The following is a 14,128-nucleotide window of genomic DNA, read 5'->3' on the forward strand; positions in this document are numbered from 1 at the left end:
TTGGTTAAAACAAAACCCGCGTTCCCGCGGGTTTTGTTTTTTAATTCTCTGTTACATCTCCAGCATCTCTAATGCTCGGCACCATCAAATTCAGGATCATAGCCTTCTGTAATAGCGGATTTCTGTTTGCGCTCTTTCCATTGCTTGCGCAGCATTTCTTTTTTTTCTGGACTCAAACTCTGGAACTGTTGATAACGCTTGCGTGCATTTTCACGCTCATAAGGCGTCATACGGCTCCACTTCACCAATTGATGCTGGATACGCTGCTGCTTTTGCGCATCCATTTTTGGATACTCCTTGGCAATGTCCAGCATCTTTTCACGCTGCCACGGACGTAAGGCATCCCACTCACCTGCCAAGGGCGATAACACCGACCGCTGCTGATCTGTCAGTTGCGCCCACGTGACATTGGCCGCCGGATCTGTCGGAGACAGATCGCTTTTAATAGCTCCAATATCTGCCATCGCAACCCAGCGCTGCCCCGCGGCATCATCCAAGGTTCCCGCAAGGGATGACGCGCCGCTACCCGCCAAAACCGACAAAATGACCCACCCTAATAATGAATGATTTTGCATCATTTCTCATTGTTCCAAAGACTGACTCTTCTGTTAATCACTGTTGCCACTGAACACCCATCAAATATTTTCGGAATATTGCCAGGGCTCAAATCCGTTATCGACAAACGCCTCTACAGGCAAATCATCACTCAGTAACATGGCATCGTCATTGTGACTGGCGGTCAGGACAAACAGCCCAACGGCAAAAAATACTGACAATACTGCCATGCCTGCCGTAAAAGGATGACCAAAAGATGCCCAGGACAGGATATCTGTCCAGGCATGCCCTGCTTTCGAAGACGCTGCAAACTGCTTCAACGCTGCCTGCCGCCCCTCTGCCAGGCGGGACTCAATCTCAGCAGGCAATGATCTATCATCTTGCTTCAGCCACTCAACACCTTCGCGCAGAGAGGCAGGCAAGTCGTCTATGTGATGACGTTGTTTCCTCATAGCTCTACTCCTTTTTTGGTAACCGACGGGCGCCAATCCCGGCCTGTTCTAATAATAGGGATAACGCACTGACCGCTCTCGAGCAGTGCGTTTTGACACTTCCTTCAGAACATCCCATGACCGATGCCGTTTCTGCAACATCCAATTCCTCCCAATAACGCAGCACAAATGCTTCGCGTTGACGAGCAGGTAACTTTGTCAGTGCTTTTTCGATCAATGCCATGATTTGGGAGCGTTCCAGCTGGTCGGCAGGATCACCATCGGCGTTGTCTACCTCTATGGTTTCCAGCGGGTCATAGTCCTCGTCTTCCTGCGTGCCAAAAGCGGAAAACAGCGTGGTCCAGAGGTTACGTACCTTCTGCCGACGCCAGAAATCTCGCATGGTATTCTGCAAAATACGCTGGAACAGCATGGGATATTCTTCTATCGGTTTGCTGGCATATTTATCTGCCAGTTTCAGCATCGCATCCTGCACAATATCCAGCGCAACATGGTCGTCACGCACTGCATAAGCAGTTTGCCTGAACGCCCGTTTTTCAACCTGACGTAAAAAATCTGATATTTCTTGCGCACTCGCCACTACTTCATTCCCATCCACGAGACGATCAATGCTTTAAACTGATGCTCGTGCCATTTCCTCGACACTTTTTTGAAGTTGATGTGCCTTCAAAGAAATATGCATTGTTTTTATCTCCCTGTTGCCTGCGAGTATATCTCAGTTTTAATTTTATTTACTGTTAGAATAAGTCCCAGAGCAGTGAAAGCACGGCCAACCATTATGACGATTAAAATAACACACATCATCCTAATTCATCAGCCACCGTTAACTCTCCCCCGGGCAAACGCCAGCGTGTGCATGGGGCTATTTTAATGACGGCCATGGTCTCCACGAGAGAAAGAGTACCGGACAGTCAGCATCTGCGTCTTTATAGCCTGTTTCGCCTTGGAGCTTCAGGCATGCTGTTTGGCAGCCAGCTCTGGCCATATTTCAGGAACGCCCCTACCGAACCTTCAGTATCATTCTGGCTATTGCTGATATTCTTTTTGTACGCAATCGCGGTCAGCGTCAGTTTTGAATCCCTGCAGGCTGAACGCGGCCTGGTATTAAAAGCGCAAACCAGCCTGGATATTGTATTTTTAGTGCTGATGATGCATTTTCTGCCAGGTAACCAGAGTGGGATTGGCTTACTACTGATCATTAATATTATTTTTGCCGGCCTCATCAGCGATGGCCGTTTTGCCCTGTTCTATGCCGCCATTGCCACCATAGGCATTCTGCTCGAAAACACTTTCCAGGTCATACACCGCAACCTGCCTATTAATGATTACAGCAATGCCGTGTTGCTGTCCTTGAGCTGTTTTGCCACCGCCTGGCTAGCACAAACACTGACTGCACGCATGCAAAGCAGCGAAAATCTGGCTACCCAGCGCGGCCAAGACATTGAGCACCTGGCCAAAACGAATGCCCTGATTACAAGGGAAATGCCTAATGGCGTGCTTGTCATAGACCAGTATCAACAACTGAAACACTACAACCAGCAGGCCTGCAAATTGCTGGGGCTTGAAGAGACGATGCTACAAGCAGCTGTACAATTGCACACCCCACTGGAACGCCTGATGCCTGCCATCATGCAGCTATTACAGACCGCACCGGCAAGTAACGCCACGTCAGACGCAGTGAAGCTCACCATCAACAACCGGGATTTAGGCATACGTTTTCACGCTATTTCTGAAAATATTGAGAATGGGGTGGTGATTTTTATTGAGGATTGGTCGCAAATTCAAACCCAGGCACATCAGGTCAAACTGGCGGCATTGGGTAGGTTGACGGCCAATATTGCACATGAAATCCGCAATCCTCTGAGCGCAATTAGCCATGCCACCCAGCTGTTGCAGGAAGATGAATTGCAACCAGGCACAGGGCGTATGCTGCAAATCATCTCGGACAATGTGCAACGACTGGACCAGATCATCAAGGACGTGCTGGAACTGAACCGGCGTGATCGCACCAATCAGGATCAGTTCAATATCAATACGTTTGTGCAGGAGTTTTACCAGCAATTTTGCGCGGTTGAGAAAATTGACCTGGCGAACTTTACACTGGACCTGCCAACCAAAGAGAGTACCATTGTTTTCGACCGCAGGCATATCAATCAGATTTTGTGGAATTTATGCAAGAATGGTTGGCGACATAGCCAGCAGCAAGTCCAGAGCCTGCAGCTCAAAGTGGTCAGTGACAAAAGTGGCCAATTCATCCACATCACAATCAAGGATGATGGTGGTGGTATAGATCCTCACATCCAGCCGCACTTGTTCGAACCATTTATGACCACGGAAAAAACCGGCACCGGCCTGGGATTATTTATTGCACGAGAGCTTGCCGAAGCCAATGGCGCAAAATTAAACTATACCAGTAGCTCGAATGGCACCCAATTTTCACTGACAGTTAAGAAGGCAATCGTTTAAAAATGGCAAACTCATATCGTTGTCTGGTGGTTGATGACGAAACCGATATTCGCGAACTGGTAGTACTGACACTGGAGCGCATGGGCATACAAGCAGAGAGTGCCAGTTCGGTCACCGATGCAAAACACATGCTGAATTCGTTCAGCTACGACTTGTGCCTTACTGATATGCGCCTGCCGGATGGGCTGGGGCTGGAGCTGGTACAACATATTAACGCGCAATTTCCCGGATTACCGGTGGCGGTCATCACCGCTTATGGCAGTGCCGAGAATGCAGTGTCAGCACTTAAGGCTGGCGCTTATGACTACATTACCAAGCCAATTTCACTCAAACAATTGCGGCCCCTGGTAGAGTCCGCACTCAAACTGTCGTCGCAAAAAGAAACGCAAGGGGCCAATACAGTCGATCTGATTGGTGCGTCACCGGTCATGAGCTATGTGCGCACCATGATTGCAAAACTGGCGCGCAGCCAGGCACCCGTGTATATCAGCGGTGAATCTGGCAGTGGCAAGGAATTGGCGGCCAGACTCATCCACCTCAACAGCTCACGCAAAGAACAGTCTTTTATTGCCGTGAACTGCGGCGCCATCCCGGAAAACTTGATGGAAAGCGAGTTCTTTGGCTATAAGAAAGGGGCATTTACTGGCGCCATCCAGGATACCCTCGGCCTATTCCAGGCAGCCAATGGCGGCACCTTGTTTCTGGATGAAGTCGCGGATCTCCCGCTGGCCATGCAAGTTAAGCTGCTGCGTGCCATCCAGGAGAAAAAAGTACGCGTGGTCGGCAGTACCAGTGAAGAAGCCGTGGATGTGCGTATTATTTCTGCCACGCACAAGAACCTCAATGCCATGATGGAAAAAGGCGAGTTCCGGCAAGATTTGTATTACCGTCTGAATGTGATTCAACTCAAAATGCCGTCTTTGCGTGAACGGCCTGAAGACATTCCCGAACTGACTGAACGCCTGCTCGCCAAACTGTGCCAGGCACAGGGCATTGCTATGCCCGCTATCTCCGATGAAGCCAAGGTCTATATCCAGCAGCTACCTTTCCACGGCAATGTGCGTGAACTGGAAAATATGCTGGAACGTGCCCTAGCCTTGTGTGACGGCGTCAGCATTACGGTTGAAGACCTGTCGCTCGATGAAATACGTATAAATTTAGCTGACAAGCCGGTATTGCCATGGAATGCACCTGTCACCGAGCCATCGGTCATGACCAGCACCATTAGCGAACCTGGCCTGCCAGCACCAACCACAACCAGCCCATCTCACGGTAGCACCATGTTGCCCATGGATATCAGCCTGTCTGACTATCTGGAAGATATTGAAAAGCGCACGATTTTGCAGGCGCTGGAAAAAACCAATAATAACAAGACCGCTGCGGCAAAACTGTTAGGGATTAGCTTCCGTACTTTGCGCTACCGTTTGTCTAAGTTGGGCTTATCCAAAGAGCAGGACCCTGATCTCGAAGAGAGTGATGGAGATGAAGAATAAAAAAGGGCGACATCGTCGCCCTTTTTTATAGTTGCCAATATCAACTCAACACAATCGCCAGATAACTCAAGTAGAACACACCGTTCACCAGCAAATGCCAGACGAGCAAGCCGCCTTTGGCAATACGATAGCGTACCCAGATCGCCGCCAGTAAGGTGATCAATATGCCCAAAGCCACTTCCTGCCTGGGCGACCAGTCCGTCAACATGATACCGATGGCTGGCAGGAGTGTGCCCTGGAATACCATGGCACCGGTAATATTGCCAAACGCCAGCGTATCCTTGCCTTTGCGTATCCACAAAATACTGTTCACTTTTTCGGGCAACTCTGTCGCAATCGGAATAATCAGCAAAGATAGCAACAAAGCCGACACGCCTAAAATGGCCGCTGCGGTCTCCACCTCGTTGATAAAGCCTTTGGCGCCTGCAATCAGCAAACCCAGGCCAATCAGCAATTGCAGCAGGATGGTGACCATATTGGTTGGCAAGCCTAAGCGGGACAGCATCATGACATCTTCGGCCTCGGTGGCATGCCCTTCTTCCACCAGACCTTTGGAGGCTTTAATCGTCATCAGCACATACACGAAATAGATCAGGATCATGAGGATGCTGATGCCATAACGCACGAGCGCCTGGCTGTGCGGGATAAACATGGCGATAGTGGCAAACACAAAAGCCAGGATAAAAAAGTTAAGGTCACGGATCAGGCCAGTACGCTCAGGACGAATGTGGCCTTTTGCACCGCGTCGCTTCAGTACGGATAGTGCCATTAAGCTAATGGACAAGGTTGCCAGCATCAGTGGCGCACCTAAAATAGCACCTACACCAATATCATGCCCAGCATGACTATCGCCAGTGGATGACGTATAGGAAAAAATCGCCAGCAACGGCACCAGCGTCTCTGGTAATGCGGTCCCTACCGCTGCAAAAATAGAGCCGGTCACACCTTCGGAAATACCTAGCCGCTCACCCAGATGCTCAAGCGCATTGGTAAAAACCTCAGCCGCCACCAAAATCAGCAGCAACATTAGCAATAATTGTAAAAAAACCATGACTGTTCCTGTCTGGCGGCAATCAATCCTGTATGTGCCCACCGCCTGGCACACATGTGCATGACAAAAGTGTACATGCGGGCGGAATCATAACGCAATTCGCGCAAATTCACCTACAATGTTGATATGTCTTTTGCCACTGTTCCAACCATTGAAATTGATCCTTCCGGCTACGCCAATACGGCCCAGCTGATACTGTCACCGAACCAGGACGCGCGGCCACCCGCTACCGAGGTGGATATGATTGTCATCCATAATATCAGCCTGCCGCCTCATCACTACGGTGGCCAGGGCATCATGCAATTATTCACCAACCAGCTGGATCCGCAAGAGCATCCCTATTATGCAGAGATTGCCCAGCTCAAAGTCTCTTCCCATTTCCTGATTCGCCGCACTGGCGAGCTCATACAATTTGTCAGCTGCGAGCAACGTGCCTGGCATGCCGGGTTGTCACAATGGCAAGGACGCGAACGCTGTAATGACTTCTCAATCGGCATAGAGCTGGAAGGCAGCGATATCGAAGCATTCGAAGCAGAGCAATATAGTATCTTGCAAATGTTGATCAAGGCACTACAAAAACGCTATCCAATCAGGCATATTGTCGGTCATTCGGACATTGCACCAGGCCGCAAGACTGATCCTGGTCCTTTTTTTGATTGGCAAAAAATCTCATGATAACAATCGACTGGCTAAGTGCCATCCACTGGCGCAGCATCGCGCAAAGCGGCCTCTATGGCATGATACTGGCACTCACGGCGTGTCAGGAATCGCGGACAGAAGCGCAAGAGCGGAAAAAACCATTGCCTGTGGTGACTGTTCATCAAGCCCAGGCAAAGACTGTTTCATTGACACAGGAAAGCGTAGGAACCCTGGAGGTCATTATTGACCCGACCATTGCCGCCGAAATTGCTGGCCGGGTCATGCAAGTGTTGGTCCATCCGGGACAGAGAGTTAAACAAGGACAAGTCATTGCTATCCTGGACGCCACCGATGTGCGCTTGCAATTACAAGAGGCCGACACCGAAGTCGCCCGCATTGAAGCGCTGATCCGCAACCAGCAAAAAATGGTGGAACGCAATCAGGCGCTGGTGGATAAAAACTTTATTTCCAAAAATGCGCTGGATGATACGACTACCCAGCTTGACGCCCTCAAACAGCAGCTATCAGGGGCAAAGTCACGCGTGGCCGCCATCACCCATAATGGTAGCAAGCACAGAGTGCTCGCACCGTCAGATGGTGTGATTGAAACACAGATTGTTTCAAATGGAGACTTTGTCAAAATTGGTGACCCGGTGGTGAAACTCATTAACAATTCGCGTTTACGGGCACATTTACCTTTCCCTGAAAGCATTGCGAAAACGCTTAAACCCGGTCTGCCATTAATCTTGACCACGCCAACGGCCAGCAATACGGTCAAAACAGTGATTCGTGACATTCAGCCGCAAATAGATATCAACAGCCGCGCCGTGGATGTCACGGCCGATATTGTCGGTCAACCCGACTGGCAGCCCGGAGCCAGTGTCACCGGCAAAGTCATCACCGGTGAGCGTGATCGTACTGTGCTCGTGCCGGAACAAAGCGTGGTCCTGCGCCCTGCCGGGGAGGTAGTTTACACACTCACGCAAGCCAAAGGTGAGGCCCGTACAAGACAGCGAGTCGTGAAAACCGGGGTATCCAGTGAGGGGCAAATCGAGATTCTGCAAGGCCTGCAAGCAGGCGAATGGGTGGTTGTCGATGGTGCTGGATTCCTCACTGACGACACGCAAGTGCAGATACAAGAGTCACAAACAAACACCAAGACTGAACACACACCGTCATGACCCTGCCAGAACTTTCCGTCAAACGTCACGTGTTGGCCTGGATGCTGTCCGGCGTCATGGTTCTGTTCGGCCTAATTGCTTACCAACGCATTGCGCTGGACCGTTTTCCGGCGATTGAATTTCCTGTCATCTCCATCACGACCACCCTGAAAGGGGCCAATCCGGATGTGGTGGATACCAGCATCACCAGCATCCTGGAGTCCGCAGTCAACACCATGCCCGGTCTGGAGCACGTTCAATCAGCCTCGTCACCAGGTGTTTCGGTCATCACGCTTACTTTCAAGCTGGAAAAAAACATAGATCAGGCCTACACCGAAGTACAGTCCAAGGTAAACCAGGCCGTACGCCGTCTGCCCCAAGAAACCGATCCGCCCGTATTGCGCAAGGCAGAAACCAACGATTCCCCCATTTACTGGTTGGCCTTGCATGGCGACCGCACGGTACAACAACTGAACTTGTATGCGCTCAACGTGCTAAAAAAGAAACTTGAAACCATAGACGGTGTGGGTGAGGTCTTGCTGGGTGGCCGCAGGGACCGCACGATCAGAGTTGAATTCAATACTGAACGGATGGCGGCCTATGGCTTGACCGTCAACGATCTGTTGCAAGCCTTTTCGCGCGAGCATGTACAAGTGCCGGGCGGTTTTCTGGTTCAGGCACAATCAGAAAAAATGCTCAAACTGGACATGGAATTTCACCGTGTCAATGAGCTGGAAAGCCTGATTGTCGCCAATCGCAAAGGCGCACTAATCAAACTGCGCGATGTAGCCGCCATTAAAGATGACTTGTCCGACTTCAGGCAAATTGCCCGCTATAACGGCAAACCGGCAGTCGGGCTCGGCATGATTAAAGTGCCGAATGCCAATACCGTAGAAATCGTGCATGAAATTGAACGGCGTTTGGCAGCTGACATCCGGCCTAACCTGCCACCAGGCATGTATTTAAGCGAGTCATACAATGAGGCGCCTTTTATTGAGAAAATGGTCGCCGCTCTCAAGGAGCATTTACTTGAAGGGACCCTGTTAGCCGCATTGATCGTCTTTCTGTTTATGCGCTCTGTGAGCTCTACCCTCATGATTTGCCTGGAAATACCGGTCTCTCTGTTGGGCGCGATTGCCGCGATGTATTTTGCCGGATACAGCTTTAACAGCATGACGCTGCTGGCATTGTTACTATTGATAGGCGTGGTGGTGGACGATGCGATTGTCATGCGCGAAAGCATTTTGCGCCATCTTGAGCAAATCCGTGAGCAAGGTAGCCTGCACTTGCAACAATTTATAGAGCTACGCAACCGGGCCACCCTGGAAGGTAGCCGTGAGGTGACCTTTGCCGTGATTGCCGCCTCATTCTCACTGGTATGTATTTTTGCCCCGGTGATTTTCATGGATGGCGTCATAGGCAAGTTTTTTAAAGCATTTGGCCTGGTGATGACAGTGGGTGTGCTGGCCTCGCTGTTTGTTTCACTCACATTAACGCCCATGTTAAGTGCTCGCTACCTCAAATCCGAGAATCACCGTGGCCGTTTTTACGATGCATTGGATAAGGTATTCTCCACAATGGACCGCCAGTATCGAAGCCTGATTACATGGAGCCTTCATCATCGATGGACAGTCATGCTGGTCACTGTGCTGACCGTACTCTCCAGTGTTTACTTTATCCAGGCGGTAGATAAAGAGTTTGCGCCCGAAGCGGATGAAAGCCGCTTTACCATCAGCTTCAAAACACCACTGGGGTCCAGTTTGCCTTACACCCTGACCAGGCTGGATGCGATTGAACAAATACTGGCCAAGCATTCTGAGGATATTGCCAGCTACTTCAGTGTCATCGGCAGCGGACAGCGCGGACAAGTCAACGAAGGTCGCATCAGCATCCGCATGTATGACAGGCAGCAGCGTCCTCACAGCCAGCAATTTGTAGTCAATGCGCTTAAAAAAGAGCTTGCCTCCCTCCCTGGCGTGCGGGCATTTCCGGTCCCTTCGTCTATGATACGCGGCCAGCGTTCGGAAAAACTCCAATTCCTCATTAGCGGACCTAACATTCAAAACGTGGGGCTGTATGCCAAACAAATCCAGCAACAACTGACGGACATTGATGGATTTGGCAAGATTGACATGGATTTGCAGCTGGACTTACCTCAATTGGAAATGCATGTGGACCGTGACCGTGCAGCGCAATTGGGCATCAGTGCCAATGACATCGCCAGTGCAGTGAATACATACGTAGGCGGTATGGATATTGCCAGCTATAACGACGTTGATGGCGATGGGCAACGGTATGATATCCGCCTGAAGGCAAATGAAAACGATATTCGCAGCCCCGATCACCTGCAAAGAATCTTCCTGCGCAGTGCGCAAGGCCAACTGGTCAGGCTGGATACGCTGGCCAAATTTAGCGCCAAGCTCGGCCCTGCTGTGATCGGGCGCTATGACCTGCAATACGCGGCCAACTTATATGCCAGTCCCAGCATGCCGCTGGCCGAAGCCATCTCTCATGTGGAGAAAGTGACACGGGCCATCCTCCCTGCAGATTACCAATTCAAGTTATCCGGGCAGGCAGAAGAATTTTCCAAAACGTTTAAGAATGTCGGTTTTATTTTTGGCCTGGCGATGATTCTGCTGTATATGGTATTAGCCAGCCAGTTCAATTCCTTTCTGCAACCTGTACTGGTCATGGTGGCGCAACCCCTGGCCATGGTCGGCGGCCTGTTTGCGCTATGGCTTACCGGCCAAACACTCAATATCTATTCCATGATAGGGCTGGTGCTGTTAATCGGCCTGGTCGCCAAAAATTCTATCCTGTTGATAGACCTTACCAACCAGTATCGTGAACAAGGCATGAGTACCAATGAGGCATTGCTTGCTGCCTGCCCCGTCAGGTTACGTCCGGTACTCATGACCTCACTCACGATTATTCTGGCTTTGCTGCCAGCCGCTTTGGGGCTCAGTGCAGGCGATGAAACGAATAAACCATTATCCATCGCCGTCATCGGCGGCATGATCTCGTCAACTTTATTGACACTGGTGGTGGTGCCAGCTTTTTACTCACTGGTCTTTTCCAGAAAAGCAGCTGCCACTTAAACATCAGCCTCAGTCACCTTTGATGGTGTGGTGGCATCCATACTGACCGCGACCACCCCCATCATCACCAGCACCGTTCCGGCACCCTGTATCCAGGATAGCTGTTCACCTAAAAAGAGATAAGCAAGTAAGATCGTTGATACAGGACCAATCGCGCTGATGAGGGATGCCTTGCGGCTACCCAGTTGATGTATCCCTATATTCATCAATATCGCCGGCAAGACAGTCGCTACAATCGCCATCAGCATGGCCAATGCATACACCTGATGGGGCAAAGCCATGATTTCTTTGGTAGAACCACTGATCCCGAACTGACATGCACTCGCAAAGGCAGCTATACTCATCGTCAAAGCCGTAAAGCGGGTAGCTCCCAACTTTGGAATGAACTGTCCACAACCCAGCAGATATCCCGCATACACCACCGCACTTAACAATACCAGCCCCGCCCCATACATCGTCTCGCTGGAATGCAGGCCGGACAGCTCAATATCATGCCACACCACCAACACCACGCCTGCATAGCTCACCGTCATGGCAAACCATTCGCGGCGGGTGATACGGTGCTTGAGAAAGATCGCACTCATGACGACAACCAGGCTGGGGTAAAGAAATAAAATGACTCTCTCCAGCCCAGCCGACACAAAACGTAACCCTTCAAAATTGAGCCACATAGACCCATAGCCACCAATCACGGCCAATAGCACCAGCCATGACCAGTCCTGGATGGTTAGCGTCGCAGGGGAACCCTGACGTGCTGCCCACCAACCTAAAGCCACAAAAAATGGCAACGCAAATGCCATACGTAATGCAATCAAATTCGCTGCGTCCACGTGGTAGACGTAAGCGAGTTTCACCATAATTGCCTTGGACGAAAAGACAATGGATGACAACAGCACCAGCGTGGCACCATAATACGGGTGGGTAGATTCTTTCATATGAGCCCTGAATCAGTGGGGCTCGCCGGGAAGGGACAACAGATCAACCGCGGAGAGCCCGCGGTTGCAAAAGATTTACGACAAGCAGCAACCGCAGCAAGAGGTGGGGACCAGCCACAATGACTTTCGGTTCATCATCACAACAGTAGGTTGATTGAATTGCTTGTGCATAAGCGTTCGAATGTACGCGGGTTTTGCAGAACGGTCAAGTTGCAAAAGGCGAGGATAAGCTTTTTTGCAATGTGATGAGTTGCATATTTTCTACTTGCGGCTGCCACATATCAGGCTGGTGCGGAAAAGGCAGTGTCTCCCCCGTAGGCTGGTAGCCTAACCGCCGATAAAATGCGATAAGCTCCTCGCGCAAACTGATCACCATCATTTGCGCCCTTTGCGCGGCCCATTGGGATACCGCCAACTTTTCGGCGGCGAGTATCATGGCCTTGCCGTAACCACGGTTCTGCAACAGCGGTGAAACGGCAATCATGCCTAATTTGACGGTGCCAGTCTCCTCAGGATGCTGCTCAAGGCAAACACTAGCAGCCATCACACCACTGGCATCTTCGCCGATGAGAATACAGGCATCATCACGTGCCAATAAAGCTTGTATCGTCCGTTCACTGGTTCGCACTCCGGTCAACAAATCCGCTTCCGTGGTCCATCCGGCGCGACTGGTCTCTCCCCGGTAAGCCGCATTGACCAGGGCACATAACACGGGGACATCTGATGCTTGGGCAAGACGTTGTATTAGCATAACGATCACACTTACACGCGGGGACGGACAGCTGTCATATGCTGCACCACCAGACTACCCACCATGTCTCCCTCAACATTAACAGTGGTGCGTAAAGTATCCAGCAACCGGTCTATAGGCAACAAAATGGCAATGGCCTCCGCGGGCAGCCCCACACTTTGCAGCACCATCACCATGGTGACCATGCCCGCGCTGGGGATACCAGGTGCCCCCATGCCAGCAATCATCGCGGTAAAACAAACCACCAGTTGCTGGACGAGATTCAAATCCACCCCCGCCAGTTGCGCAATAAACAAGGCCGCCGCTGCTTCATAGAGCGCTGTACCATCCATATTAATGGTCGCCCCCAGCGGGATCACAAATCCTGCAATTTCCGGCTTCACATGCAAATGCTGCGTCACACAACGCAAGGTCACCGGTAATGTGGCACTGCTGGAGCTGGTGGCAAATGCCGTGACCAGCGCCTCGCGCGCGCCGCGCCAAAGCCACAAGGGCGAGTGACGGGTAAACAGCCACAACACCAACGGCAACACTAGCAGACCATGCAACAAAGTCGAACCTACCACCACTGCTGCAAACCGCGCCAACACCTGCAATATCGCCACATCCTGTTGCGCCACCAGTTTAAACAACAACGCCCCTACGCCCAGAGGCGCCAGCTGCATGATCCAACCCACCAGCCGCATAGACAAAGCCAAGCCCTGCTCAAACAAACTGCGCAAACCATCAAATTGCGCACCGCCCATCACCAGCGCAATGCCGCTTAGTAACGCAAACATCACCACCGCCAGAATTTGGCCCTCGGCCAGCGCCTTAAAAGGGTTCATGAACAGGCCATGCAAAAAACTGGCAAAAAAATCCGGCAGTGACATAGACTTTGCCTCAAACTGTTGAATCGCCCCCTCAAACATGGCCAAATGCAAGCCTGCCCCCGGCTTAAACAGATTGCTTGCCGCCAGGCCAATCACAATTGCCACTAGCATACTGCTGATAAAAAACAGTAATGTATAACGCCATACCCTGTGCATCTGCTGATGCTGGCGCAAATTGGCAATGCCCACCACAATGCTGCAAAACACTAGCGGCACCAGCACCATTTTAAGTAAATCGATAAATAGCGTGCCTACGAGACTGGCGCCATACAACGCAGTTTCATGTTCCCCGCCATGCGCAAACCATCCAAACAAAATACCCACGATGGCAGCGATTAAAATTTGGGTGTTCAGGCTGGGAAGTTTCATCATGTGGATTTTCAGAGTGAAAAGGGTTAAGGAAATGATACTTTACCTTGTATGAATAAAGGCAGGTAATGTAAGAGTAGTCAGTCAATAATGGGCATTTACATTTAAAAAATTTAAAAATAGATCACTCCTGACACGCAGATTGGCTAGTCTAATTTTAGAGATTAAATCGAGAGCGAGATGCTGCAAACGGTGAAAAATAGAAGCAAAAACAACCCAGTATGAATTAGCCTAATCTGTGAAAAGCATTCAAACTGAAACTATGATTATTGCCAGGAACGGCAGAC

The 14,128-nt window shown here is 50.7% G+C and carries 12 protein-coding genes; 5 read left to right on the plus strand and 7 right to left on the minus strand.

The genetic code is table 11. From position 1 onward, the window contains the following. Window positions 1–68 precede the first annotated feature (68 nt). From ACJ67_RS13155 to ACJ67_RS13165, 3 genes are read right to left on the minus strand one after another with little or no spacing between them, the layout of a single operon-like run. Complete coding sequence (locus tag ACJ67_RS13155; protein WP_197080721.1) at window positions 69–575, minus strand: DUF3106 domain-containing protein; 507 nt, start codon at window positions 573–575, stop codon at window positions 69–71. A 60-nt stretch (window positions 576–635) separates the two neighbouring features. Next, window positions 636–1,007: a DUF3619 family protein gene (locus ACJ67_RS13160; RefSeq protein ID WP_049639460.1), complete on the minus strand. Its 372-nt coding sequence runs from the start codon at window positions 1,005–1,007 to the stop codon at window positions 636–638. A 4-nt stretch (window positions 1,008–1,011) separates the two neighbouring features. After that, window positions 1,012–1,587 (minus strand): RNA polymerase sigma factor, encoded by a 576-nt coding sequence (locus ACJ67_RS13165; protein WP_049639953.1) that lies wholly within the window; start codon window positions 1,585–1,587, stop codon window positions 1,012–1,014. Between the two features lie 290 nt (window positions 1,588–1,877). Here ACJ67_RS13165 and ACJ67_RS13170 point away from each other — a divergent pair, with 290 nt between their 5' ends. Together ACJ67_RS13170 and ACJ67_RS13175 are read left to right on the plus strand one after the other, a co-directional pair. Then, window positions 1,878–3,473, plus strand: a complete 1,596-nt coding sequence (locus ACJ67_RS13170) for a nitrogen regulation protein NR(II) (protein ID WP_049639461.1) — start codon at window positions 1,878–1,880, stop codon at window positions 3,471–3,473. 2 nt (window positions 3,474–3,475) lie between these two features. Continuing rightward, window positions 3,476–4,966, plus strand: a complete 1,491-nt coding sequence (locus ACJ67_RS13175) for a sigma-54 dependent transcriptional regulator (protein ID WP_049639462.1) — start codon at window positions 3,476–3,478, stop codon at window positions 4,964–4,966. A 40-nt stretch (window positions 4,967–5,006) separates the two neighbouring features. Here the strand turns inward: ACJ67_RS13175 and ACJ67_RS13180 are convergent, their stop codons facing one another. Then, window positions 5,007–6,017, minus strand: a complete 1,011-nt coding sequence (locus ACJ67_RS13180) for a sodium:calcium antiporter (protein ID WP_049639463.1) — start codon at window positions 6,015–6,017, stop codon at window positions 5,007–5,009. Window positions 6,018–6,143: 126 nt separating this feature from the next. Between ACJ67_RS13180 and ampD the strand changes: the two genes are divergently transcribed. Genes ampD through ACJ67_RS13195 form a run of 3 tightly spaced genes read left to right on the plus strand, consistent with a single transcriptional unit; the run spans window position 6,144 to window position 10,914 of the window. Next, window positions 6,144–6,692 carry a 1,6-anhydro-N-acetylmuramyl-L-alanine amidase AmpD gene (gene ampD, locus ACJ67_RS13185; protein ID WP_049639464.1) on the plus strand — a complete coding sequence of 183 codons (549 nt, stop codon included), beginning with the start codon at window positions 6,144–6,146 and terminating at the stop codon, window positions 6,690–6,692. After that, complete coding sequence (locus tag ACJ67_RS13190) at window positions 6,689–7,837, plus strand: efflux RND transporter periplasmic adaptor subunit (protein ID WP_049639465.1); 1,149 nt, start codon at window positions 6,689–6,691, stop codon at window positions 7,835–7,837. The genes ampD and ACJ67_RS13190 overlap by 4 nt, the downstream gene beginning before the upstream one ends. After that, window positions 7,834–10,914, plus strand: coding sequence for an efflux RND transporter permease subunit (locus tag ACJ67_RS13195; protein ID WP_049639466.1), 3,081 nt, complete (start codon window positions 7,834–7,836; stop codon window positions 10,912–10,914). Before ACJ67_RS13190 ends, ACJ67_RS13195 begins: the two co-directional genes overlap by 4 nt. Here the strand turns inward: ACJ67_RS13195 and ACJ67_RS13200 are convergent. The 3 genes from ACJ67_RS13200 to ACJ67_RS13210 form a co-directional block, all read right to left on the minus strand. Beyond that, window positions 10,911–11,849 carry a DMT family transporter gene (locus tag ACJ67_RS13200; protein WP_049639467.1) on the minus strand — a complete coding sequence of 313 codons (939 nt, stop codon included), beginning with the start codon at window positions 11,847–11,849 and terminating at the stop codon, window positions 10,911–10,913. The two genes, ACJ67_RS13195 and ACJ67_RS13200, sit on opposite strands and share 4 nt — an antisense overlap. Window positions 11,850–12,054: 205 nt before the next feature. After that, window positions 12,055–12,600 carry a GNAT family N-acetyltransferase gene (locus ACJ67_RS13205; protein WP_049639468.1) on the minus strand — a complete coding sequence of 182 codons (546 nt, stop codon included), beginning with the start codon at window positions 12,598–12,600 and terminating at the stop codon, window positions 12,055–12,057. Window positions 12,601–12,611: 11 nt separating this feature from the next. Further along, window positions 12,612–13,841 (minus strand): dicarboxylate/amino acid:cation symporter, encoded by a 1,230-nt coding sequence (locus tag ACJ67_RS13210; RefSeq protein ID WP_049639954.1) that lies wholly within the window; start codon window positions 13,839–13,841, stop codon window positions 12,612–12,614. Between the last annotated feature and the right edge of the window lie 287 nt (window positions 13,842–14,128).

It is taken from the genome of Methylophilus sp. TWE2 (genome assembly GCF_001183865.1).
Classification (GTDB): domain Bacteria; phylum Pseudomonadota; class Gammaproteobacteria; order Burkholderiales; family Methylophilaceae; genus Methylophilus.

Bases quoted from the DNA above. Each gene is read 5' to 3' on its own strand.
- ACJ67_RS13155 (WP_197080721.1), bottom strand. From the start codon at position 575: ATGCAAAATCATTCATTATTAGGGTGGGTCATTTTGTCGGTTTTGGCG.
- ACJ67_RS13160 (WP_049639460.1), bottom strand. From the start codon at position 1,007: ATGAGGAAACAACGTCATCACATAGACGACTTGCCTGCCTCTCTGCGC.
- ACJ67_RS13170 (WP_049639461.1), top strand. From the start codon at position 1,878: ATGACGGCCATGGTCTCCACGAGAGAAAGAGTACCGGACAGTCAGCAT.
- ACJ67_RS13175 (WP_049639462.1), top strand. From the start codon at position 3,476: ATGGCAAACTCATATCGTTGTCTGGTGGTTGATGACGAAACCGATATT.
- ACJ67_RS13180 (WP_049639463.1), bottom strand. From the start codon at position 6,017: ATGGTTTTTTTACAATTATTGCTAATGTTGCTGCTGATTTTGGTGGCG.
- ampD (WP_049639464.1), top strand. From the start codon at position 6,144: ATGTCTTTTGCCACTGTTCCAACCATTGAAATTGATCCTTCCGGCTAC.
- ACJ67_RS13190 (WP_049639465.1), top strand. From the start codon at position 6,689: ATGATAACAATCGACTGGCTAAGTGCCATCCACTGGCGCAGCATCGCG.
- ACJ67_RS13195 (WP_049639466.1), top strand. From the start codon at position 7,834: ATGACCCTGCCAGAACTTTCCGTCAAACGTCACGTGTTGGCCTGGATG.
- ACJ67_RS13200 (WP_049639467.1), bottom strand. From the start codon at position 11,849: ATGAAAGAATCTACCCACCCGTATTATGGTGCCACGCTGGTGCTGTTG.
- ACJ67_RS13205 (WP_049639468.1), bottom strand. From the start codon at position 12,600: ATGCTAATACAACGTCTTGCCCAAGCATCAGATGTCCCCGTGTTATGT.
- ACJ67_RS13210 (WP_049639954.1), bottom strand. From the start codon at position 13,841: ATGAAACTTCCCAGCCTGAACACCCAAATTTTAATCGCTGCCATCGTG.